The sequence below is a fragment of the Streptomyces roseoverticillatus genome (assembly GCF_000719265.1).
GTDB classification, from domain to species: domain Bacteria; phylum Actinomycetota; class Actinomycetes; order Streptomycetales; family Streptomycetaceae; genus Streptomyces; species Streptomyces roseoverticillatus.
In genome coordinates this window covers 379,956-401,176 of sequence record NZ_JOFL01000001.1, presented here as the reverse complement: position 1 = coordinate 401,176, position 21,221 = coordinate 379,956, and the positions used below count along the sequence as shown (strand labels likewise).

At 74.2% G+C, this 21,221-nt stretch carries 22 protein-coding genes and 1 pseudogene; 13 read left to right on the top strand and 10 right to left on the bottom strand.

Annotated elements, in window-relative coordinates:
* Window positions 1-21 precede the first annotated feature (21 nt).
* Window positions 22-468 (bottom strand): Lrp/AsnC family transcriptional regulator, encoded by a 447-nt coding sequence (locus IF61_RS0101835; protein WP_030364382.1) that lies wholly within the window; start codon window positions 466-468, stop codon window positions 22-24.
* A gap of 94 nt (window positions 469-562) precedes the next feature.
* Here IF61_RS0101835 and IF61_RS0101830 point away from each other — a divergent pair, with 94 nt between their 5' ends.
* The 3 genes from IF61_RS0101830 (at window position 563) to IF61_RS0101820 (ending at window position 1,737) form a co-directional block, all read left to right on the top strand.
* A complete protein-coding gene (locus IF61_RS0101830; protein ID WP_030364381.1) occupies window positions 563-1,057 on the top strand; it encodes a rhodanese-like domain-containing protein in 495 nt (164 codons plus the stop codon).
* A 78-nt stretch (window positions 1,058-1,135) separates the two neighbouring features.
* Entirely contained in the window at window positions 1,136-1,366 is a 231-nt protein-coding gene (locus tag IF61_RS0101825) for a hypothetical protein (RefSeq protein WP_030364380.1), read from the top strand.
* Window positions 1,366-1,737, top strand: a complete 372-nt coding sequence (locus tag IF61_RS0101820; RefSeq protein ID WP_030364379.1) for a hypothetical protein — start codon at window positions 1,366-1,368, stop codon at window positions 1,735-1,737. The genes IF61_RS0101825 and IF61_RS0101820 overlap by 1 nt, the downstream gene beginning before the upstream one ends.
* A gap of 58 nt (window positions 1,738-1,795) precedes the next feature.
* On the opposite strand, the gene IF61_RS0101815 is transcribed toward IF61_RS0101820, so the two are convergent.
* The 4 genes from IF61_RS0101815 to IF61_RS0101800 form a co-directional block, all read right to left on the bottom strand.
* Window positions 1,796-3,481, bottom strand: coding sequence for a DUF885 domain-containing protein (locus IF61_RS0101815; protein WP_030364378.1), 1,686 nt, complete (start codon window positions 3,479-3,481; stop codon window positions 1,796-1,798).
* 76 nt (window positions 3,482-3,557) lie between these two features.
* Window positions 3,558-4,964, bottom strand: coding sequence for a GNAT family N-acetyltransferase (locus IF61_RS0101810; protein WP_052392310.1), 1,407 nt, complete (start codon window positions 4,962-4,964; stop codon window positions 3,558-3,560).
* A gap of 239 nt (window positions 4,965-5,203) precedes the next feature.
* A complete protein-coding gene (locus tag IF61_RS0101805; RefSeq protein ID WP_030364376.1) occupies window positions 5,204-6,604 on the bottom strand; it encodes a dihydrolipoyl dehydrogenase family protein in 1,401 nt (466 codons plus the stop codon).
* 63 nt (window positions 6,605-6,667) lie between these two features.
* Complete coding sequence (locus tag IF61_RS0101800; protein WP_030364375.1) at window positions 6,668-8,239, bottom strand: alkaline phosphatase D family protein; 1,572 nt, start codon at window positions 8,237-8,239, stop codon at window positions 6,668-6,670.
* 185 nt (window positions 8,240-8,424) lie between these two features.
* On the opposite strand from IF61_RS0101800, the gene IF61_RS0101795 reads away from it, so the two are divergent.
* From IF61_RS0101795 to mug, 5 genes are all read left to right on the top strand, one after another.
* Complete coding sequence (locus tag IF61_RS0101795) at window positions 8,425-9,090, top strand: HNH endonuclease family protein (protein ID WP_030364374.1); 666 nt, start codon at window positions 8,425-8,427, stop codon at window positions 9,088-9,090.
* Window positions 9,091-9,172: 82 nt separating this feature from the next.
* Window positions 9,173-9,391, top strand: a complete 219-nt coding sequence (locus IF61_RS0101790) for a hypothetical protein (RefSeq protein ID WP_245684367.1) — start codon at window positions 9,173-9,175, stop codon at window positions 9,389-9,391.
* 79 nt (window positions 9,392-9,470) lie between these two features.
* Window positions 9,471-9,926: a hypothetical protein gene (locus tag IF61_RS0101785; protein WP_030364372.1), complete on the top strand. Its 456-nt coding sequence runs from the start codon at window positions 9,471-9,473 to the stop codon at window positions 9,924-9,926.
* A gap of 65 nt (window positions 9,927-9,991) precedes the next feature.
* Window positions 9,992-11,425 carry an adenylosuccinate lyase gene (gene purB / locus IF61_RS0101780; RefSeq protein WP_030364371.1) on the top strand — a complete coding sequence of 478 codons (1,434 nt, stop codon included), beginning with the start codon at window positions 9,992-9,994 and terminating at the stop codon, window positions 11,423-11,425.
* Between the two features lie 14 nt (window positions 11,426-11,439).
* The gene (mug, locus tag IF61_RS0101775; protein ID WP_030364370.1) at window positions 11,440-11,982 is read left to right on the top strand and encodes a G/U mismatch-specific DNA glycosylase; all 543 of its coding nucleotides are present in this window, start codon (window positions 11,440-11,442) and stop codon (window positions 11,980-11,982) included.
* A gap of 215 nt (window positions 11,983-12,197) precedes the next feature.
* Here the strand turns inward: mug and IF61_RS0101770 are convergent, their stop codons facing one another.
* The gene (locus tag IF61_RS0101770) at window positions 12,198-12,956 is read right to left on the bottom strand and encodes an ABC transporter permease (RefSeq protein ID WP_030364369.1); all 759 of its coding nucleotides are present in this window, start codon (window positions 12,954-12,956) and stop codon (window positions 12,198-12,200) included.
* 74 nt (window positions 12,957-13,030) lie between these two features.
* Window positions 13,031-13,690, bottom strand: a pseudogene (locus IF61_RS0101765) (ABC transporter ATP-binding protein); the annotation flags it as partial.
* 108 nt (window positions 13,691-13,798) lie between these two features.
* Between IF61_RS0101765 and IF61_RS0101760 the strand changes: the two are divergent.
* The 3 genes from IF61_RS0101760 (at window position 13,799) to IF61_RS0101750 (ending at window position 17,065) form a co-directional block, all read left to right on the top strand.
* Window positions 13,799-15,007, top strand: coding sequence for a sensor histidine kinase (locus IF61_RS0101760; RefSeq protein ID WP_030364367.1), 1,209 nt, complete (start codon window positions 13,799-13,801; stop codon window positions 15,005-15,007).
* Window positions 15,008-15,148: 141 nt separating this feature from the next.
* Entirely contained in the window at window positions 15,149-15,799 is a 651-nt protein-coding gene (locus IF61_RS0101755; protein WP_030364366.1) for a response regulator transcription factor, read from the top strand.
* Window positions 15,800-15,883: 84 nt separating this feature from the next.
* A complete protein-coding gene (locus IF61_RS0101750) occupies window positions 15,884-17,065 on the top strand; it encodes an ROK family protein (protein WP_030364365.1) in 1,182 nt (393 codons plus the stop codon).
* Between the two features lie 226 nt (window positions 17,066-17,291).
* On the opposite strand, the gene IF61_RS0101745 is transcribed toward IF61_RS0101750, so the two are convergent.
* Window positions 17,292-18,035 (bottom strand): GntR family transcriptional regulator, encoded by a 744-nt coding sequence (locus IF61_RS0101745; RefSeq protein WP_030364364.1) that lies wholly within the window; start codon window positions 18,033-18,035, stop codon window positions 17,292-17,294.
* 153 nt (window positions 18,036-18,188) lie between these two features.
* Between IF61_RS0101745 and IF61_RS0101740 the strand changes: the two genes are divergently transcribed.
* A complete protein-coding gene (locus IF61_RS0101740) occupies window positions 18,189-18,935 on the top strand; it encodes an SDR family oxidoreductase (protein ID WP_030364363.1) in 747 nt (248 codons plus the stop codon).
* Window positions 18,936-18,943: 8 nt separating this feature from the next.
* Here the strand turns inward: IF61_RS0101740 and IF61_RS0101735 are convergent, their stop codons facing one another.
* On the bottom strand, window positions 18,944-19,828 hold the full coding sequence (locus IF61_RS0101735; RefSeq protein ID WP_030364362.1) for an RNA polymerase sigma-70 factor: 885 nt from the start codon (window positions 19,826-19,828) through the stop codon (window positions 18,944-18,946).
* A 105-nt stretch (window positions 19,829-19,933) separates the two neighbouring features.
* Between IF61_RS0101735 and IF61_RS0101730 the strand changes: the two genes are divergently transcribed.
* The gene (locus tag IF61_RS0101730) at window positions 19,934-20,764 is read left to right on the top strand and encodes an alpha/beta fold hydrolase (protein ID WP_030364361.1); all 831 of its coding nucleotides are present in this window, start codon (window positions 19,934-19,936) and stop codon (window positions 20,762-20,764) included.
* A gap of 30 nt (window positions 20,765-20,794) precedes the next feature.
* On the opposite strand, the gene IF61_RS0101725 is transcribed toward IF61_RS0101730, so the two are convergent.
* Entirely contained in the window at window positions 20,795-21,214 is a 420-nt protein-coding gene (locus IF61_RS0101725) for a VOC family protein (protein WP_030364360.1), read from the bottom strand.
* Between the last annotated feature and the right edge of the window lie 7 nt (window positions 21,215-21,221).

The following is a 21,221-nucleotide window of genomic DNA, read 5'->3' as shown; positions in this document are numbered from 1 at the left end:
TCCCTCACCGGGGCCCGGCCTTCAGCGACCGATGGCGCGCCGGGGGAGCGGGGAGGAGTAGACGACGCTCGTGGTCACCGACCCCAGGGCGCCGATCCGGCCCGAGACCTCCTCCAGGTGCCGCATCGACCGGGCCGCGACCTTGATCATGAAGCAGTCGTCGCCGGTGACGTGGTGGGCCTCCAGGATCTCCGGCGTGCAGTCCAGCAGGTCGTGGAAGGGCTTGTAGTTCCCGTTGGGGTAGCGCAGCCGGACGAAGGCGAGGACGGGCATGCCCAGCTTCTCGGGGTCCACGACGGCCGTGTAGCCGCCGATGACGCCGGCCTCCTCCAGTCTGCGCACCCGTTCGGTGACGGCACTGGAGGACATGTTCACGATCCGCGCCAGCTCGGCGTAGCCGGCGCGTCCGTTGCGCTGCAGGGCGTCGAGGATGCGCCAGTCGGTGGCGTCAGGGGAATAGCCGGTCATGGGCGATGTCTAACAGTGAAATCACCGGTAACTCAAGATTTTTGCCGAGGATTGACGGTTCTGCTCGGTGATCTCAGACCGTAGATTCACTGCCATGACCACCACTGCTCCTGCCCCGGCCGCAGCCCCCGCAAGCCCCGTCATGGCCGTGCCGCCCGCCCCCTCCGCCGATGCCGCCGCCTACTTCGCCGCGCGCCTCGCCTTCCACACCGACGTCGCCGACGTGCACACGGCCCTCACCGCCGGCGCCAAGGACTTCGTCGTCGTGGACTCGCGCTCCACCGAGTCCTGGGACCAGGGCCACGTCCCCGGCGCCGTCCACCTGCCCACGGCACAGATCCCGCGGCTGGCCCGGCAGTTCCTCGACCCCGCCGTCCCCGTCGTCGTCTACTGCTGGGGCCCCGGCTGCGACGGCGCCACTCGCGCCGCCCTGGCCCTCGCCCGGCTCGGCTACCGCGTCAAGGAGATGCTGGGCGGCATCGAGTACTGGATCCGCGAGGGCTACGCCGTGGAGACCGCCGACGGCACCCGGCAGCTCCCGCCGGACCCGCTGACCGCCCCGCTCGGCGCGGACGACTGCGGCTGCTGACCGGCCGGGCGGGGCGCCCCGCCGCGAAGTCCGCTCCGGGCGCTGCCGCCCGCGGTACTCGGCCGGTACCGTGGTGCCATGCCGGCACTCAACATCGAATTCACGGAAGAGGAGCTCGCGGCCATCCGCGAGGCCGCTGCCGCGGACGGCAAGAGCATCAAGGCGTACGTGCACGACCTGTCCGTGCGCGAGCAGCAGCGCCGCCGCTTCGTGGAGCGCGCCGCCAAGTTCTGGAACGAGCACATGGCGGAGTTCGACGCCGCCTTCCCCGAGGAGGCTCCCCCGTCCACGGGCGGTGCCGCCGCCTGATGCCGCTGCTCATCGACCTGCCCTGGCTCCTCGGAGTCCAGGAGCAGAAGCTGTACGAAGAGCCCGCCGTCCACGACTACACCGCCCTCGCCGCCGCCGTCTCCCGGCACGCCTTCGACGTCGCGAAGTTCGACCACGAGCCCGACGCGGCCTGGCGCGCGGCCGCCCTGATGCACACCCTCGTCCGGCTGCAGCCGCTGCCCGTGCGCAGCAGCCTGTACGCCTGCATGGTCGTCGTCGCCTACATGGCCGCGGCGGGTGAGGGCATCGACCCGCCGTACGGGTCGATAGTCGACCTCGCGCGCGACATCAAGGAGTACCGCGTCGACGTCTACGAATGCGCCGACCGGATCCGCACCTGGCGGATCTGACGGCCAGGAAGCCGAAGCGGAAGTGGAAGGGGGCGGGCCCGGGGGCCCGCCCCGGCCGTCACAGCACGGACAGCTCCGCCACCAGGTCGTCCAGGCCCAGTGAGCCCTGCGACAGCGCCGCCATGTGCCAGGCCTTCGCGTCGAACGCGTCGCCGTGCGCGGCGCGGGCCGCCTCACGGCCGGCCAGCCAGGCCCGCTCGCCCAGCTTGTAGCCGATCGCCTGGCCGGCCATGCCGAGGTAGCGGACGACCTCGCTCTCCACGTAGTCCGTGGGGCGCCCGCTGTGCAGGTCGCAGAACTCCAGCACCAGCTCCGGCGTCCAGTGCTCACCGGGGTGGAACGGGGAGTCCGCGGGGATCTCCAGCTCCAGGTGCATGCCGATGTCCACGATCACCCGGATGGCGCGCCACATCTGCGCGTCGAGGTAGCCCAGCCGGCGCTCGGCGTCCGTGAGGAAGCCCAGCTCGTCCATGAGCCGCTCCGCGTACAGCGCCCAGCCCTCGCAGTTGGCGCTGACCCCGCCCAGGGTGACCTGGTAGCGCGAGAGCTGCTCCGCCACGTGCATCCACTGGGCGAGCTGGAGGTGGTGGCCGGGCACGCCCTCGTGGTACCAGGTCGACACCAGGTCGTAGACGGGGAAGCGGGTCTGGCCCATGGTCGGCAGCCAGGTGCGGCCCGGCCGGGAGAAGTCCTCGGACGGCTCGGTGTAGTACGCGGCCGCCGCGCCGCCGGGCGGCGCGATGCGGGACTCGACCTTCTTGACCCGCTCGGCCAGCTCGAAGTGGGTGCCGTCCAGCGCCTCGATCGCCTCGTCCATCAGCTTCTGCAGCCAGACCCGCACCTCCTCGACGCCCTCGATGTGCGTGCCGTGCTCGTCGAGGTGGGCCAGGGCCTCCCACGGCGTCTTCGCGCCGGGCAGCACCTTCTCCGCCTCGGTGCGCATCTCGCCGAGGAGGCGGTGGTACTCCGACCAGCCGTAGGCGTAGGCCTCGTCGAGGTCGAGGTCCGTGCCGTTCCAGTAGCGCGACCAGCGGGCGTAGCGCTCGCGGCCGACGACCTCCGGCGCCCCTTCGACGCCCGGGGCGTAGACGTCGCGCAGCCAGTCGCGCAGCTCGGCGAGGCCGCCCGTCGCGGCGGCCGCCGCCGCGTCCAGCTCGGCGCGCAGCTCCTGCGGGCCGGCCGCGGTGAAGTCGCCGAACCATCCGTTGCCGGTGCCGATCCACTCCTCCAGCTGCGCGAGGTTGGTGGCCACCTGGCGCGGGCCGGCGGGCAGCTTGCGCGCCAGGCCCTCGGCGAGCGACTCCCGGTAGCCCTCCAGGGCCGCGGGTACGGCCCGCAGCCGCTCGGCGATCGCCGCCCAGTCCTCCACGGAGTCCGTGGGCATGACGGCGAACACCTCGCGCACCGAGTGCACCGGCGAGTGGATGTTGCTGACGGCGCGCAGGTGCTCGTCCGCCTCGTGCACCGCGAGCTCCGCGGTCAGGCGCTCGCGCAGCAGCCGGGCGCAGCGCCGCTCGATGCCCGCGTCCGCGCCGGGCTGCCGCTCGGCCTCGGCGAGGCGGTCGAGCGTGGCGCGCGCGAGGTCGGCGACGGCCCGCGCGCCGGCCGGGGAGAAGTCCGGCAGCCGGGTCGCGGACGCCGGCACCCCCAGATAGGTGCCCGTGATGGGGTCGAGTTCGGTGTACGCGTCGACGTAAGCGTCGGCGACCTGACGGGGGAGCAGCGTGCTCGTGTCGTTCGGCATGCGGACATCCTCGTACGGCGGAGTGCGCCGCGTCACTGGGAAATTGCAGGTCCGGCGGCGGCGGGCGGACGGAATGTCACGGTGCGGGCGGAAGCGCCGGAATGGGGGCCGGGGCGAGCCGTACGGTGACGACGAGCGTGCCCTCCTCGACCTGGTAGTCCAGCGGCAGGTCCAGGGCGCGCATCGCCGCGACCATGCCGGTGTTGGAGGACCGCGTGACGGCGTAGACGCTGCGGCAGCCGTCCGCCACGGCCAGGTCCACCAGGCGGCCGAGGAGTTCGCCGCCGACGCCGCGCCGCTGCCAGTCGTCCTCGACGAGCAGGGCGACCTCCGTCTCGTCGCCGTCCCACAGCAGGTGGCCCAGGGCCACGAGGCGGCCCGTCGCGGTGTACGCGGCCAGGGTGCGGCCGAAGCGCGGGCTCAGCAGGTGGCGCAGGTAGCGGTCGGCGTCGCCGGCCGGGCCGTGGTAGCGCTGGGCGAGCGTCGCGGCGGAGCAGCGCTCCTGCATGGCGCGGGCCGCGGCGAGGTCCTCGGCGCCGGCGCGCCGGATGGTGATCTCGTTGCCCTCGGGCAGGGTCAGGACGTCGGCGCCCGGCGGGACGCGCGGGCCGAGCCGGGCGTCGAGCTCGACCAGGGCGCGGGCCCGGGCGAACTCGGTGGGCGTGAAGGGCAGGTACGGGCGCTCGATCGTGATGGAGCCGCCGGAGGGGTCGCGCAGCCGCATGACCGTCTCCTCCCACACCCCTTCCGCCGGCACCTGCTCGGCGGGTGCGCCGCCGCTGCGCGGCGAGCGGGCGGGCACGGAGCGGATCGTGCAGCGGCCGAGGAGCCGGCGCAGCGCGAGCGGGAGTTCGGCGGCGTCGAGCGCCGTACGGGTGGCGAGGTTGAGGACCCGGGTCGGCACGTCCACGAGGTCGTGGGCGTCGGCCCGCTCCAGCCAGGTGTCGCAGCCGCCGCCCGCGGCCGCGGCCCCGGCCAGGTCCCTCGCGGCCAGGGCGGCGGGTGCCCGCAGCAGGAGTTCGTCGACGACGCCGTCGGCCAGGGGGTGCGTCTGCAGGGAGAGGATGTCGACGCCCTCGCAGGCGAGGGCGGTGCACAGCGCGGCCAGGCTGCCGGGCTCGTCGCGCACGGTCGTGCGCATCCGCCACAGGGCCGTGCCGGTGGCGTCGTCCGCGGCGGTGCCCGGCCGCGGCCGCTCCGCAGGGCCGGCGGTGCGCGGGGCTGCGGGTGCGGTGGTGGCCGGCACCGGCGGGGGAGCGTGGCTGCGGCCGCCGCCGCGCCGCGCCCACCAGGTGTGGAAGGCGGTGGTGGCCAGCAGGGCGGCGGCCGAGGAAGCGAGCAGCACGGGCCCGTCGGGGCCGTGGACGACGGTGTCGGCCATGGTGTCGGCGGCGGCGACCGCGGTGAACAGGGCGGCCAGTTCGACCAGGTCCCGCCGCCAGTGATGGGGGCGGTGGGGCTTCGCGGTGGTCTCGTCCGTCATGGGCACCACCCTGACGGAGGGGTGTTGCGTGATCACAAACAGCTTGTGACCGATGGGTTAAGCGGGTTCTTTTTACCAACTGTCCCGATTCAGGAAGCGGGTGGTGCCGCGGCGGAAGTGTGCCCGCCGGGAGGGGTGCGCCGGCCGGCAGGAAAGTGCCCGCCGCGACGATGATGCACCACAACGGCGAGGAACCGGCGCAATGCGCGGGCACCGCAACCGGTCGCCCCTTGACACTCCTAGGCGTCCGGCAAGGACTCCCGCGCGCGGAGGTCCGCGAGCGCGTCCTCGACGCCCCGGTGGAAGGTCGGGTACGCGTAGATCATGTGCCGCAGCGACTCCACGGGGACCTCCGCCTGGACGGCCACGGCCAGCCCGTACAGCATCTCGCCGCCCATGGGCCCGGCCGTCGTCGCCCCCACGAGCACCCCGCGGTCCGCGTCCTCGACCAGCTTGACCAGGCCGTCGTTGCCGGTCTTGTGGATCCAGCCGCGCGCCGAGGACGGCACGCGCGAGAGGCCCGTGCGCACCCGCAGCCCCTTCTCGCGGGCCTGATGCTCGGTCAGGCCCACCGCGCCGACCTCGGGGTCGGTGAACGTCACCCGCGGCAGGGCCCGGTAGTCGGCGTGGGGGCCGGGCTCGCCGAGGACCGAGCGGACGGCGATCTCCGCCTCGTACATCGCCACGTGCGTGAACGCGCCGTGGCCCGTGACGTCGCCCACGCCCCACAGCCCCGGCGTGGCCTGCATCCGGCCGTCGACGGCGAGGGCCCGCCCGCCGGGGTCGAGGCCGACGGTCTCCAGGCCCAGGCCGCTCAGCTCCACCCGGCGGCCGGTGGCCACCAGCAGCTGATCTCCCGTCAGCTCCGTGCCGTCCTCCAGCGCCAGCGCGAACACGTCGCCCTCGTGCCGCACGCCGGCCGCCCGTGCGCCCGTGCGCAGGACGAGCCCCTCCCGTCCGAGCACCTCGGCCAGCAGGGCGCCCGCCTCCGGCTCCTCGCCCGGGACCAGCCGGTCCCTCGCCTCCACGATCGTGACGTGCGTGCCGAAGCGGGCGTACACCTGGGCGACCTCCACGCCGATCGCGCCGCCGCCGAGCACGAGCAGCGAGCGCGGCGCCTCCTTCGCCGAGACCGCGTCCCGGTTCGTCCAGTACGGCACGTCCGCCAGGCCCGGCACCGGCGGGATCTGCGGTCCCGAGCCGGTCGCGAGCACCACGCCCAGCCGGGCCTCGAAGTGCAGCCCGTCGCCGTCGCCGCCCTCGACCGCCACCCGGCGCGGGCCGGCGAGCCTGCCGTGCCCGCGGACCAGGCGGCCGCCCTTGCCGGTGAGGCGGTCGGCCGCCACCTGGTCGTTCCAGTCGTCGGTGGCCTCGTCGCGGATCCGGGCCGCCACCGGCGCCCAGTCGGGCACGACCTGCCCCACGGCCCCCGCCATGCCGGGCACGCGCCGCGCCTCCGCCAGCAGGTTCCCCGCGCGGATCATCATCTTGCTCGGCACGCACCCCCAGTACGGGCACTCGCCGCCGACCAGCTCCGCCTCGACGCCCACCACGCTCAGCCCGGCGTCGGCGAGCCGGCCCGCGACATGCTCACCGCCCGGGCCCAGCCCGATGACGACGACGTCCACCTGCTCGGCCATGGCAAGCCACCTTCCGCTCGGGTCGGCCGGACAGCCCCACCTTCCCACCACCCGCTGACAGCGTCACTGTCCGACGCGCCCCGGCTGCAGCACCTTGGTGAACAGCACCGCGCCGTCTTCGTCCCGCAGCCGCACGGTCAGCTCCCCGCTGTCGCCCGCGATGGCCACCTCGCCGAAGAACTGACTGCCCTGCCCGGGCGGGACGTTGGCCGTGGCGGGTGCCTTGAGGAACGCCCGGCGCGGGCCGAAGGTGCCGTCCAGCTCGTTCGCCGGGAAGCCGCCCGCGTTGAGCGGGCCCGAGACGAATTCCCAGAACGGCGCGAAGTCCTTGAACGCCGCCCGCTCCGGCTCGTAGTGCTGCGCCGACGTGTAGTGCACGTCGGCCGTCAGCCAGACCGTGCCGGTGATCCGCCGGTGCTTGATGTGCCGCAGCAGCTCGGCCATCTGCAGCTCGCGGCCGAGCGGCGCTCCCGGGTCGCCCTGGGCCACCGCCTCGAAGTCCGCGGGGCCGTCGGTGACCACGAGCCCCAGCGGCATGTCGGAGGCGATCACCTTCCACACCGCGCGCGAGCGCGACAGCTCGCGCTTGAGCCACTCCAGCTGGCGGGCGCCCAGGATGCCCTGGGTGTCGTCGGGCTGCCGGCCGGGCGAGTTCGCGTTCCGGTACGTGCGCATGTCCAGCACGAACACGTCCAGCAGGGGACCGTGGCGCAGGACGCGGTAGACGCGGCCGTCGCCGTCCTCGGGCTGGGTGGACAGCGGAAAGTATTCCGAGAAGGCCCGCCGCGACCGCGCGGCGAGCACGTCGATCCGCTTCTCCGTGTAGCGCGCGTCGTCCAGGATCCGGCCCGGGTACCAGTTGTTGTGCACCTCGTGGTCGTCCCACTGGACGACGGTGGGCACCTCGGCGTTGAAGCGGCGCAGGTTGGCGTCCAGGAGGTTGTAGCGGAACGCGCCGCGGAACTCGGCCAGGGTTTCGGCGACCTTCGCCTTCTCCTCCGTGGTGACGTTCCGCCAGATGCTGCCGTCCGGCAGCGTCACGGACGGTGCGATGGGGCTGTCGGCGTAGATGTTGTCGCCGCTGCAGAGGAAGAAGTCCGGTGCGAGGCGGCGCATGTGCTCGTAGATGCGGTAGCCGCCGCGGTCGGGGTTGATGCCCCAGCCCTGCCCGGCCAGGTCGCCGGACCACAGGAAGCGCACGTCCGAGCGGCGGGCGGGCGCCGTGCGGAAGGTGCCCTGGACGGGGCGGCCGGTACGGCGCGGGTCGTCCGGGTCGGCGAGCAGCACGCGGTAGTGGATCTGCTCCCCGGCCGGCAGGCCGTGCAGCGCGGTGCGCCCGGTGAAGTCCGTGTCCGGCCCGACGAGCGGGCCCGTGATGCGGCGCACCTTGCGGAACGACTCCGTGGCCGAGGTCTCCACGATCATCCGGGCGGGCCGGTCGGCGCGCACCCACACCAGGCCCGACGACGCCGTCACGTCACCGGTCTGCACGCCCCAGCGCGCCTCCGGCCGCCCGGACAGCGCCAGGGCCGGTGCCGCGCCGGCCGCCGCGGGCAGCGCGGTGACCGCGGCGGCGCCCGCCGCACCTCGCAGGACGGCTCGTCTGCCCACGCCGAACCCGGGCCCGTGCGCCATGAATCCTCCTCGTTCGCCTGTTCCTGACGGTGCGTTCCTACCGGCGTGAGGTGCCCGGCGGCCGAACGCGCCGTGAACACGAGGTGCCTTGCGCGGCCGCGGCGTCAACGGGGCACCCCGGCACGTCGCCGTCCGGGGTATATGTTCCGTATCGGAGTGTGAGTACCGGTATCTGTTGGTCTGTGATCCCACGAATCCGGTGGCGCCGCGCCGCCACTGCCGCAGCCCTGTGTCTGTCCGCCGCCCTCGCCCCCGCCGGCGTCCCGGCCTCGGCCGCGCCGCCGCCCGTGCCGCACGACCTGCCGGAGCCGCCCGCGGCGTCCGTCGCCAAGGAGGAGCTGGCCGGGCTCACCGTCGAGCTGCCGCACTCGATGGCCGGCTACAGCCGCGCCAAGTTCCCCCACTGGGTCAAGCAGGTGGGCACCTGCGACACCCGCGAGGTCGTCCTCTCCCGCGACGGCCAGGACGTGAAGACCGACGACCAGTGCCGCTCGGTCTCCGGCCGCTGGCACAGCGCCTACGACGGCAAGGACTTCACGGTGTCCGGCCAGCTCGACATCGACCACATGGTGCCCCTCGCCAACGCCTGGCGGTCCGGGGCCGACTCCTGGACCACCGACCAGCGCAAACGGTTCGCCAACGACCTGACCAACCCTCAGCTGATCGCCGTGTCCGCCGCCTCCAACCGCGCCAAGGGCGACCAGAGCCCGGACCAGTGGCGCCCGCCGCTGGGCACCTACTGGTGCACGTACTCCCGCGCCTGGACCCACGTCAAGCACGTGTACAAACTGAGCGTGACCCAGGGCGAGCAGGACACGCTTGCTGCCATGCTGGACTCATGCGACCGATGAGCAGCACGAGCAGCAGCCGGTGACCGGCGGACAGCCCGGCGGGCCCCTCGTGGACCAGGTGACCGCGGGACCGGGCGGGGCGATGACCGATGACGTCGGCGTCATCACCGGCGACCTCACCGTCGCCACCGCCGCCCTGCCCGGCGGGGAGGCCCGCGTCGACGTCCAGTACACCGGGGCCGAGGAGTGGTACACCCTCACCGGCAGCCCGGTGCCCGTCCCCGAGGGCGGCCTGGTGGCCCTGCACGGCCGGGTGCTCGCCCGCATCCGCGAGGGAGGCGCCGCGGAAGTCCCCCGCTGAGCCCCTCCGCACCCCCACTATGATCACCGTCGGCCGGAAGTGATCTTGCCTCCGCGCCGGACCGGGCTATGGGGGAAACATGCGCAAGGCGGTCACCTGGACGGCGCTCACCGCGACGGCGGCCACGCTGGTGGCGGGCTGCGGGAGCGGTCTGGGAAAGGGCAGCGACGCCGCGGCCGCGGCGCCCCGCCAGGCCGCCGCCGCGCACGCCGAGCCGCCCGTCCGCCGGGTGACCTTCGAGCTGCACGGCACGGGCTCCTCCCAGGTCACCTACGTGGCCTGGGACCGCAACGCCACCGAGCAGGTCTCCCTGCCGTGGACGAAGACCGTCGACGTCACCTTCCGCGGCGCGGAGCCGAAGGAGGGCGTGCTGCTGGCCCTGGTCCCCGGCTCCGTCTACGGCACCGGCCCCGAGCATGACGACAAGTTCGCCACCCCGCCGTGCGTGATCAAGGTCGACGGCAGGCAGGTCGCGGCGGGCGGGGGCGGCGGCTCCGTCAGGGGCTGTGAATACACCCTGAAGGTGACGCCGTAGCTCGTAGCAAGCTACGAACGAGCCCCGTGCCGGAGTCTGCAGCAACCGACAGTAGACTCGGCAGCGTGTCTGTGAAGCCCCGCATCCCCAATGTCCTGGCCGGCCGCTACGCCTCCGCCGAGCTGGCCGTCCTGTGGTCCCCCGAGTACAAGGTGACGCTGGAGCGGCGGCTGTGGCTCGCCGTCCTGCGCGCCCAGAAGGACCTGGGGATCGAGGTGCCGGACGCCGCCCTCGCCGACTACGAGCGCGTCCTCGACCAGGTCGACCTCGCCTCGATCGCCGAGCGCGAGAAGGTCACCCGGCACGACGTGAAGGCCCGCATCGAGGAGTTCAACGCCCTCGCCGGCCACGAGCACATCCACAAGGGCATGACGTCCCGCGACCTCACGGAGAACGTCGAGCAGCTGCAGATCCGGCTGTCCCTGGAGCTCGTCCGGGACCGGTCCGTCGCCGTCCTCGCCCGCCTCGGCAAGCTCGCCGCGGAGAACGCCGAGCTGGTCATGGCCGGCCGCTCGCACAACGTCGCCGCCCAGGCCACCACCCTCGGCAAGCGCTTCGCCACCGGCGCCGACGAGCTCCTCGTCGCCTTCGCCCGCCTGGAGGAGCTCCTCGGCCGCTACCCGCTGCGCGGCATCAAGGGCCCCGTCGGCACCGCCCAGGACATGCTCGACCTCCTCGGCGGCGACGCCGCCAAGCTGGACGAGCTGGAGCGGCGCATCGCCCACCACCTCGGCTTCGCGCAGGCCTTCACCTCCGTCGGCCAGGTCTACCCGCGCTCGCTCGACTACGAGGTCGTGACCTCGCTGGTCCAGCTGGCCGCGGCGCCGTCCTCGCTCGCCAAGACGATCCGGCTGATGGCCGGGCACGAGCTGGTCACCGAGGGCTTCAAGCCCGGCCAGGTCGGCTCCTCCGCCATGCCGCACAAGATGAACACCCGCTCCTGCGAGCGCGTCAACGGCCTCATGGTCATCCTGCGCGGCTACGCCTCCATGGCCGGCGAGCTCGCGGGCGACCAGTGGAACGAGGGCGACGTCTCCTGCTCCGTGGTGCGCCGCGTGGCCCTGCCGGACGCCTTCTTCGCGCTCGACGGCCTGATGGAGACCTTCCTGACGGTGCTCGACGAGTTCGGCGCCTTCCCCGCCGTCGTCGCCCGCGAGCTGGACCGCTACCTGCCCTTCCTCGCCACCACCAAGGTGCTCATGGCCGCCGTGCGCGCCGGGGTCGGCCGCGAGGTCGCCCACGAGGCGATCAAGGAGCACGCCGTGGCCTCCGCGCTCGCCATGCGCGAGCAGGGCGCCGAGCGCAACGAGCTCCTCGACAAGCTCGCCGCCGACGAGCGGATCCCGCTGGACCGGGCCGGCCTCGACGCCCTGATGGCCGACAAGCTGTCCTTCACCGGCGCCGCCGCCGCCCAGGCCGCCCTCGTGGTCTCCCGCATCGAGGAGATCGCCAAGCGCCACCCGGAGGCCGCCGCGTACGCGCCGGGGGCGATCCTCTAAGTGTTTTCTCTGTCATGAGGGCGGAGCAACTGGAGGCCGCCCGCGACCGCCTCGTACCCGACGTGGTCGCGGACGGCCTCCGCGTCCTCTTCTGCGGCATCAACCCCGGCCTGATGTCGGCGGCCACCGGCCACCACTTCGCCCGCCCGGGCAACCGCTTCTGGCCCGTCCTGCACGCCTCCGGCTTCACGCCGCGGCGGCTGCGCCCCGCCGAGCAGGAGGAACTGCTCGGCTACGGGCTCGGCATCACCAACGTCGTCGCCCGGGCCTCGGCGCGCGCGGACGAGCTGAGCACCGCGGAGTACGTCGAGGGCGGCCGCATCCTGACCGAGAAGGTCGAGCTGCTGAAGCCGCGCTGGCTCGCGGTCGTCGGGGTGACCGCCTACCGCGTCGCCTTCGGCGACAAGCACGCGAAGATCGGCCCGCAGGAGCGGACGATAGGCGCCACCCGTATCTGGGCCCTGCCCAACCCCAGCGGCCTCAACGCCCACTGGCCGCTGCCGAAGATGGCGGAGGAGTTCGCCCGGCTGAGGGCGGCCGCGGACGGCGCGGCCTGAGCAGGACCTGATCGTGTACGGCACCGCCGGACTGCGCCGCCGTGGCCGGGGTCCGCTGCGGCGGAGGAAACCGTGCCGGCCGTCGCTGGTGCCCGGCCCCGTGCGGCACCGTGCCCTCGCCGGCTCCGCCGCACACCGCACGCGGCTGAGGGCTGCGACGACCCGGCGTCGCCGTCGCCGCTCCGGCGCGTACGCGGCACCTTCCCCGGAGGGGGTCACGCATCGCGGCGACGCAGCGACCACCAGCCCGCCGCGGCGGCGAGCGCCGCCCACAAGGCCATCACGCCCATCCCGGACCAGGCCCCGAGCGGGCCCTCGGGGACCGGGTGCAGGATCTGCTGGCCGGCCCGGTCCGGGAGGAAGGCCACCACCTTCCCGATGCCGGAGACCCCCGCGAAGACCGGCGAGATCAGGAAGACCACGGGCGTGAGCACCGACAGCGCGCCGACCTGGCTGCGCAGCACCGCGGCCACGCCCGCCGAGAACACGGTGAGCAGCGTGAGGTAGAGACCGCAGCCGATCGCCGACCGCAGCGCGCCGGGCGCCCCCAGCCCCACCCCGTACTCGCCGAGCAGGGCCTGCGCGCCGAGGAAGCAGCCGAAGCCGGTCGCCAGGCCCACCGGCAGGGCCGCGGCGCCCACGACGAGCAGCTTGCCGCCGAAGAACAGGCCGCGGCGGGGGACGGCGGCGAGCGAGAGCCTGATCCCGCCTCCCGCGTACTCCCCGGCGACCGCCATCACGCCGAAGCAGACGGCGGCGATGTGCCCGAAGTTGAGGCCGTAATAGGAGCCGTACACCGGCTCGAAGTCCGCGTTGTCGGCCTCGGCCTTGCCGACCATGGCGTGGACCAGCAGTGTGACGCCGACCGTGCAGACGAAGGCGGCGAAGAGGGCGACGAGCAGGGACCGTACGGAACGGATCTTCACCCACTCGGAGCGGACGACGGGCGCGAGGTTGGTTGCGAGGGCGGTCATGAGGGCGTGCCTTCCTGGTGCGTGAACTCGGTGGAGCCGGCGGTCAGGGCGAAGTAGGCCTCTTCCAGTGAGGCTCTCCCGCCGACGAACTCGTCCAGGGGCGCGTCGGCCAGCAGCCGGCCCCGGCCCAGGACCACGAGGTGGTCGGCGGTCTGCGCCATCTCGCTCATGAGGTGGCTGGAGAGGAGGACGGTCCGCCCCTCCCCGGCCAGGCGGCGGGCCAGCCGGCGCAGCTGGAGGATGCCCTCCGGGTCGAGGCCGTTGGCGGGTTCGTCGAGCAGCACCACGGGCGGGTCGCCGAGCAGCGCCGCGGCCAGCCCCAGCCGCTGCCGCATCCCCAAGGAGAAGGTGCGCACGCGCCGCCGGGCCGCGCTCGCGATCCCCGTCTCCTCCAGCACCTCGTCGACGCGGCGGGCGGGGATGCGGTTGCTGAGGGCGAGGGTGAGCAGGTGGTCGCGGGCGGTCCGGGCGGGGTGGGCGGCCGAGGCGTCCAGCAGCGCGCCGACGTGCCGCAGCGGCTCGGCGAACGAGGCGTACGGGCTGCCGCCGACGAGGGCCGTCCCGGAGGTGGGCCGGTCGAGGCCGAGGAGGATGCGCATAGTGGTGGACTTGCCGGCGCCGTTGGGGCCCAGGAAGCCGGTCACCCGGCCGGGCCGGACGGTCACGGTGAGCCCGTCCAGGGCGCACACCGGGCCGTACCGCTTGGTGAGTCCGCGAATCTCGATCAAGGTCATGGCCCAAGGCTCGCGCCCGGGCCGGGGGCGGCGCTTCCCCCTCGCGTGGGGATCGTCTCCCCCACGCGGGGGAGGCCGCGGCGCGCGGGGCGCTGGAAGGATGACGCCATGATCGTTCCCCTGCGCCCGGTGATCCGCGCGGTCACGTATACCCGCTGGCTGCACCTCGTGATGGCGGCCGTCGTCGCCACCGTGTTCGCGTTCGTGACGCCCGGGCTCGGCAACGTCAACAGCCCGGCGGGCGCCTGGCTGCTCGTGCTGCCCCTGCCCTTCCTGGCGGTGGCGGCCATGGTCCCGGGGGTGCGGCTCTCGGAGGGCATGCAGGCGCAGTTGCTGCTGTTCCCGGCGGGGAGGAAGGGTCCGCAGCCGCACTTCACGCCCGCGCGCTCGGCTTCCTGGACGGACCGCCGGCGGACGGCGATGTGGCTGATGGTGCGGTACGAAGCGGGTGTGGCGACCGCGTTCCTCTCGGTCCACGCGCCGACGCTGGCGGTGAAGCTCGTCAGCAGTGCCGCGGGCGACGGCGTGGTGCGCATGCCGCTGTGGACCGCCGGGCCGGGCCATTGGTCGTACGCCGTCCTGGGCCTGCTCGTGCCCGTGCTCCTCCTCGCCTTCGTCGTCCTGGCGGGGGAGCTGCAGGCGCGCGCCGCGCGAGCGCTCCTCGGCCCGTCCGCGGCCGAGCGGCTGGCCGCGCTGGAGGAGCGCACGGAACGGCTGCTGGAGCACAACCGGCTCGCCCGCGAGCTCCACGACTCGGTCGGGCACGCGCTGACGGTCGCGGTGGTGCAGGCGGGCGCGGCGCGCGCGGCGGGCTCGCCCGCCTTCACCGAACAGGCCCTGGCCGCCATCGAGGAGACGGGCCGGCACGCGCTGGAGGACCTGGAGCGCGTCCTCGCGGTCCTGCGGGAGGACGCGCCCGGACCGGCGGCGGGACGCCCGGCCCTGACGGACATCGAACGGCTGCTCACCGCCGCCCGCGGCTCCGGCGCCGAGGTCACCGCCGACGTCACCGGCGCCCTGGAGACCGTGCCGGGCCCGGTGTCGCGCGAGGGCTACCGCATCGCCCAGGAAGCGCTCACCAACGTGGTGCGGCACGCGGGCCCCGTGCCGGTCTCGCTGCGCATAGCGGTCCGCGCGGACGTCCTGGAACTGGACATCCGCAACCCCCTGCCCGGGTCCGCGGGCAGCGCCGTCAGCGGCGGCGGCAGCGGGCTGCGGGGCATCCGCGAACGCGCCGCGCTCCTCGGCGGCCACGCCGAGACGGGCGCGCACGAGGGGACGTGGCGCGTACGGGCCGTGCTCCCGCTGGGGGTGTGACGTCTCCCGGGCGGGCGCACACTCCGCCGGGATCTCGCCGTCGTGGCGGGTGGTTTCGTCCGCCGCGACGGCGAATGACCACGACGAGGCGGCCCGGCGGTGCCGCGCCGTGCCCGGGCGACGACGATCTATGGTGACCCCGTGCCGATATCTGTTCTGCTCGTCGACGACGAACCCCTCGTCCGCGCGGGCCTGCGCGCCATCCTCGGAGCACAGCACGACATCGAGGTCGCGGGCGAAGCCGCGGACGGCGCGGCAGTGGTCCCGATGGTCCGTCAGCTGCGCCCGGACGTCGTCGCGATGGACGTCCGGATGCCGCTCCTGGACGGCATCGAGGCGACCCGCGCCGTCCTCCGTACGGTCGACCGGCCGCCGAAGATCCTGGTCGTGACCACCTTCGAGAACGACGAGTACGTCTACGACGCGCTGCGCGCCGGCGCGGACGGCTTCCTCCTCAAGCGTTCCGCGCCCGCCGAGATCGTCCAGGCGGTCCGCACGGTGGCCGCCGGCGACTCGCTGCTGTTCCCGGCCGCGCTGCGGCGGCTCGCGGCCGGGCGCGGCAACGAGCGGGCCCGGGCGGCCATGGAGCGGGCGGCCCTGACCGCGCGCGAGGCCGAGGTGCTGCGCCACATGGCCCGCGGCCTGTCCAACGCGGAGATCGCCCGGGCCCTGACGCTCGGCTCCGAGACGGTGAAGACGCACGTCAGCGCGGTGCTGGCGAAGCTCGGGGCACGGGACCGCACCCAGGCGGTGATCGCCGCGTACGAGTCGGGGTTCGTGACCCCAGGCTGAGTCCCGAGGCTCGCCGCGGGCCACCGCACCCGATACGATCCGGCCAGTAGGCAAAGGACGCGTAAACGCGAGGAGGCGGCGACGTTGGGGCGGCTCACCGGCGGGGACCCGTCCCTGCTGCGGCGGATCAACTCGGCCGTCGTGCTGCACGCGCTCCGCACGGCCGCGTCCCCGGCGTCCCCGCTCGGCGCCGCGCCCACCCTCACGGACCTGGTCAAGGTCACCGGCCTGTCCCGGCCGACCGTGGAGGGCGTGGTCGAGGGCCTGATGGAGTCAGGCCTGGTGGTGGAGGCCCCCGCCGAGGAGGGCGAGGCCCGCCGCCAGGGCCGGCCCGCGCGCCGCTTCCGCTTCCGCGTCGAGGCGGGCCACCTGCTCGGCATCGAGATCGGGCCGCACCGGATCGCCACCCTGATGGCGGATCTGAGCGGGCGCGTCACGGGCTCGGAGTCCGTGGACGTCGCGGAGACGGCCCCGGCGGACGAGCGGCTGGACCGCGTGCGCGACGCCGTCGCCGACCTGCTGGCGCGCTCGGGCGTGCCGCGCAGCGGGCTGCGCGCCGTCGGCGTGGCCAGCCCGGGCATCGTCGAGGCCGACGGCACGGTGCGGCTGGGCACGGCGCTCCCCGGCTGGACGGGCCTGCCGCTGGGGGAGCGGCTGCGCCGCTCGTTCCGCTGCCCGGTCCTCGTGGAGAACGACGCGAACGCCGCCGCCGTGGCCGAGCACTGGAAGGGCGCGGCCACCGGCTCCGACGATGTCGTCTTCGTCCTGGCGGGGCTCAGCCCCGGGGCCGGCTCCCTGATCGGCGGGCGGCTGCACCGCGGCTTCGGGGGCGCGGCCGGCGAGATCGGCGCCCTGCACCTGCTGGGCCGCGAGGCCACCCCGGAAGAAGTGCTGTCCACGACGGGCGAGCCGCTGCACCCGCTGGACGAGGCGCAGGTGGCGCGCGTCTTCGCGCTCGCGCGCGAGGGCGACGAGCGGGCCGCCGCGGCCGTGGAGCGCTTCATGCGCAGGCTGGTGCACGACGTGGCCGCGTTGGTGCTGGCCCTCGACCCCGAGCTGGTCGTCGTCGGCGGTTGGGCGGCGGGCCTCAGCGGCGTCCTGGAGCCGCTGCGCACGGAGCTGGCCCGCTACTGCCTGCGGCCGCCGCAGGTGGTGCAGTCGATGCTCGGCGAGGCGGCGGTGGCCACGGGGGCGCTGCGCCTGGCCCTCGACCACGTGGAGAAGCAGCTGTTCGCGGTGGAGAGCACGGTCACCGCACGGCGGTGAGCGGGACGGTGGGGAGCAGCCCGCTCGGCCCGTCCGGCGGTTCGGCACCGCCGGGGATTGCCACGGCAGCTCCGCGTCCGGGGCCGCACAGCCGTCCTGTCTCGGGCCCGGCCTCCAGCCGGTACAAGAACCCGCCGCCATGGCGTCGAGCCACCGCGGCGAGGGTCCGGCGGCATGCGAACCCGCCCGTCACCGGAGCGTCCTGTGCGAACCGCCGGAGGAACCGTCAGCCGGCGGCGAGGAGCTGCACCCCGGTCTCACCGAAGGTGAGCCGGCAGGTGTCCGCCCGGTAGGTCGCGACGGCCACGGCCGCGGTCGCGCCCTCGGCGAAGTAGCGCGTGGTGACGAGGAGGACGGGCGCGCCGGGCAGCCGGTCGAGCTGCTTGGCGTCCTCGGCGCGGGCCGAGCCCAGCTCCACCGCGCGGTCCTGGCCGTCCAGGGCGAGGCGCTGCAGCTCGCGCAGGACCGTCCGGGCGCGGGCGGCGCCCGGCGCGGTGTCGATCGCGGCGAGGCCGGGGACGGAGTGCCCCGGCACGTAGAGCAGTTCGGCGGCGACGGGCTGGCCGTGCGTCCGGCGGATCCGGCGGACGGTGTGCACCGGCCGCCCGGCGGGCGTGCCCAGCAGCCGGGCGACGGCCGCGGGCGGGGCCGCCTCCTGGCAGTCGACGGCCTGCCAGGAGTCCGCGGCGGTACCCGGCCAGGCCTGCTCGGCGTCACCGACGGCCACGCCCACGCGGGGCGGGGCGACGGTGGTGCCGACGCCGCGGCGGCGCTGCAGCCGCCCTTCGAGCTCCAGTTGTTCGAGCGCCTGCCGGAGCGTGGCCCGTGCGACGCCGAACCGGGCGGCGAGCTCCCGCTCGTTCGGCAGGATCTCACCCACCGCGAACTCGGAGTCGAGCGCCTCGCTGAGCACGGTCTTCAGGTGCCAGTACTTCGGCTCCGGCACCGTGTCGAGCTGCGTGGTCCCCACCCTGATCCTCCGCAAAGCATTTTGCGCGCTTCTTTATTAAAGGTTGTTGCAGTATGGCGACCATAGGACGGTGCCCGGACTTGGTCAAGACCAATGCCCCGATTACCGTACGGGTGGGAGACACAGGAAGACACAGGCGAGGGGTACGGGGCGATGGATCAGGTCACGGTGGTCACGGGAGGCGGCCGGGGGATCGGCGCGGCGGTCGCGGTGCGGCTCGCACGCGCGGGCCACAGCGTGGGCATCGGTTACGAACGCGCGCGTGAAGCCGCTGAGGCGACGGCCGAAGAGGTGCGCGCCGAGGGTGTCCGCTGCGTGGTCGTCCAGGCCGACACCAGCGTGGAGAGCCAGGTCGACGAACTGTTCGACACGGTGCGCGCGGAGCTGGGCCCGGTCACGGGCCTGGTCAACAACGCCGGCGTCACGGGCCTGCTCGGCCGGTTCACGCAGACGCCGGTGGAGCGGATGCGCCGGGTCATCGACGTGAACGTGACGGGCGCTCTGATATGCGCCCGCCGCGCGGCCCTGGAGATGTCGACCCGGCACGGCGGCGGGGGCGGTGCGATCGTGAACATCTCCTCGGGCGCGGCCACCCTCGGCAGCCCCGGCGAGTACGTGCACTACGCGGCGAGCAAGGCGGCCGTCGACGCGATGACCATGGGCCTGTCCAAGGAACTCGCCGAGGAGGGCATACGCGTCAACTCCGTACAGCCCGGGCTGATCGTCACGGACATCCACGCGTCGATGGGCGACCCCGACCGGCCGAAGCACAAGGCCGCCGTCGTGCCCATGCGCCGGGCCGGCATGCCCGACGAGGTCGCGGGGGCGGTGGCGTGGCTGCTGTCGCCGGAGGCGTCGTACACGACGGGCGCGGTGCTGCGGGTGGCCGGCGGCCTGTAGGCGGCCGGCTAGACGGCCAGGCCGCCCAGCTTGTGAGGGTTGCGCACCAGGTAGACCGTCGTGATCCGGCCGTCCGCCACCTCGAGGCTGAGCGCGGTATCCGGGCGTCCCCCGGACAGGACGAGGAGGCCCGGACGGCCGTTGATCTCCATGAAACGAGCCTCCCGTCCCGGCAGGGGCTGCTGCGCCACCGCGTACAGGAAGCGCCCGACCTTGTCCGCGGTCTCGATGACGCGCAGCGGCGCCTTGGCCTTGCCGCCGCTGTCGCCGACCAGCCGCACGTCGGGCGCGAGCAGCTCCAGCAGGTTCCCGATGCTGCCGCCCGTGGCCGCCGCGAGGAACTTCTCGGTGAGGTCGCGCTGCTCGGCCGGGTCCACGGTGAACCGCGGTCTGCGCTCGTCGACATGGCGGCGGGCCCGGCTCGCGAGCTGCCGCACGGACGCCTCCGAGCGGTTGAGAGTGACGGCGATTTCGCCGAAGGGGAAGCCGAAGGCTTCCCGCAGTACGAAGACCGCCCGCTCCAGCGGTGACAGGGACTCCAGGACCACGAGTACGGCGAGCGAGACCGAGTCCGCCAGCACCGCCTGCTCGGCGGTGTCCGGGACGGCCGGGCCGTAGTCGGTGGCGATCGGCTCGGGCAGCCAGGGACCCACGTACGCCTCGCGCCGCGCCTGGACCTGGCGCAGCCGGTCGACGGCCAGCCGGGCGGTGACCCGCACGAGATAGCCGCGCGGGTCGCGCACGTCCTCCCGGTCGGCGCCGGACCAGCGCAGCCACGCCTCCTGGACGACGTCCTCGGCGTCGGTGACGCGGCCGAGCATGCGGTAGGCCACCCCCGTCAGGACGGAGCGGTGTTCCTCGAAGGCGTCGACGGCGGTGTCACGTACGGTCACCGGGCCATCGTACGGCTCTTCGCACAAGGTCTACCCTGCGGTAACTCTTACTGACATCCTGTCTCAATACCTCACCGGTCACCCCAGGATGACGAGGAGCCACGCATGGCCGACACGGTCGTCTTCCCCATCGACACCCCCGCCGGACGGCGGACGGCGGAGGTGTCCTACGAACGGCTCGGTGGCGGGGAGCCATTGGTGCTCCTGCACGGCATCGGCCACCACCTGCAGGCGTGGGACCCGGTCGCGGGCATCCTCGCCGCGGAGCGCGACGTCATCGCCGTCGACCTGCCCGGCTTCGGCAGTTCGCCCGCGCTCCCGGACGGCGTCACCTACGACCTGCGCGGCGTGGTCCCCGTCCTCAGAGCGCTGTTCGAGGCCCTGGACCTGGACCGGCCGCACGTCGCGGGCAACTCCCTCGGCGGGCTGCTGGCCCTGCAGCTCGCGCACGAGAAGCTCGTACGGACCGCGGTCACGCTCTCGCCCGCGGGCTTTTGGACCGAGGCCGAGCGCCGCTACGCCTTCACCATGCTGCGGGCGATGCGGCGCGGCGCCGAGTCGCTGCCGCCGCGGGCCGTCGCCCGGCTGGCCCGCACGGCCGCCGGGCGCGCGGCGCTGACCGGCACCATCTACGCCAGCCCGGGCCGCCGTTCGCCCGACGCCGTGATGGCCGAGACGCGGGCGCTGCGCGAGGCCACCGGCTTCGCGCCCACCCTCGCCGCGGGCCAGGGCGTCCTCTTCGCCCACGACATCGCTGACGTCCCCGTGACCGTCGCGTGGGGCACGCGCGACCGGCTGCTGCCGCGCCGCCAGGGCGTCCGGGCCAAGCAGGTGATCCCCGGGGCGAGGCTGGTCCGGCTGCCGGGCTGCGGGCACGTGCCCATGAACGACGACCCGGCGCTCGTGGCGAGGGTCATCCTCGACGCCACGCGCTGAACGCCGGCCCGCCGGGCCCGGGCGGCCCGGTTACGAATTGGACCAATCGCGCGTGGACAGCACCAGGCGGTAGCCGTCGGGGTCCTCGACCGTGACGCCCCACGTGTCCCAGTAGGGGTTGTGGGCCTCGACGCGCCTGCCGCCGTGCGCCTCCAGGCGGTCGACGAGCTCCTGCGGGACCTCCTCGGCGACGTACACGACGAGGAGGTCCTCCACCGTGGGCACGGGCCGGACGAACTCACCTTCCGAGACGACCAGTTCGAGGTGCCAGCCCGCGTCCGGCCAGCCCAGCATCAGCAGCGAGTGGTCCTCCCGGGGCGGGGCGTCCGGGCCGGCCTCGTGCCGGTAGAGGACCGAGAGCCCCAGCCCCCCGGTCCAGAACCGCTCCGCCGCAGCGAGGTCGCGGGACGGGCGGGCGATGCGCACATGGGCCTTGCCGTCGACAGGCACGCCGTTT

Excerpts from the sequence above, each read along its gene's own strand:
- IF61_RS0101835 (WP_030364382.1), bottom strand. The coding sequence starts at position 468 with ATGACCGGCTATTCCCCTGACGCCACCGACTGGCGCATCCTCGACGCC.
- IF61_RS0101830 (WP_030364381.1), top strand. The coding sequence starts at position 563 with ATGACCACCACTGCTCCTGCCCCGGCCGCAGCCCCCGCAAGCCCCGTC.
- IF61_RS0101825 (WP_030364380.1), top strand. The coding sequence starts at position 1,136 with ATGCCGGCACTCAACATCGAATTCACGGAAGAGGAGCTCGCGGCCATC.
- IF61_RS0101820 (WP_030364379.1), top strand. The coding sequence starts at position 1,366 with ATGCCGCTGCTCATCGACCTGCCCTGGCTCCTCGGAGTCCAGGAGCAG.
- IF61_RS0101815 (WP_030364378.1), bottom strand. The coding sequence starts at position 3,481 with ATGCCGAACGACACGAGCACGCTGCTCCCCCGTCAGGTCGCCGACGCT.
- IF61_RS0101810 (WP_052392310.1), bottom strand. The coding sequence starts at position 4,964 with ATGACGGACGAGACCACCGCGAAGCCCCACCGCCCCCATCACTGGCGG.
- IF61_RS0101805 (WP_030364376.1), bottom strand. The coding sequence starts at position 6,604 with ATGGCCGAGCAGGTGGACGTCGTCGTCATCGGGCTGGGCCCGGGCGGT.
- IF61_RS0101800 (WP_030364375.1), bottom strand. The coding sequence starts at position 8,239 with ATGGCGCACGGGCCCGGGTTCGGCGTGGGCAGACGAGCCGTCCTGCGA.
- IF61_RS0101790 (WP_245684367.1), top strand. The coding sequence starts at position 9,173 with ATGACCGATGACGTCGGCGTCATCACCGGCGACCTCACCGTCGCCACC.
- IF61_RS0101785 (WP_030364372.1), top strand. The coding sequence starts at position 9,471 with ATGCGCAAGGCGGTCACCTGGACGGCGCTCACCGCGACGGCGGCCACG.
- mug (WP_030364370.1), top strand. The coding sequence starts at position 11,440 with ATGAGGGCGGAGCAACTGGAGGCCGCCCGCGACCGCCTCGTACCCGAC.
- IF61_RS0101770 (WP_030364369.1), bottom strand. The coding sequence starts at position 12,956 with ATGACCGCCCTCGCAACCAACCTCGCGCCCGTCGTCCGCTCCGAGTGG.
- IF61_RS0101760 (WP_030364367.1), top strand. The coding sequence starts at position 13,799 with ATGATCGTTCCCCTGCGCCCGGTGATCCGCGCGGTCACGTATACCCGC.
- IF61_RS0101740 (WP_030364363.1), top strand. The coding sequence starts at position 18,189 with ATGGATCAGGTCACGGTGGTCACGGGAGGCGGCCGGGGGATCGGCGCG.
- IF61_RS0101730 (WP_030364361.1), top strand. The coding sequence starts at position 19,934 with ATGGCCGACACGGTCGTCTTCCCCATCGACACCCCCGCCGGACGGCGG.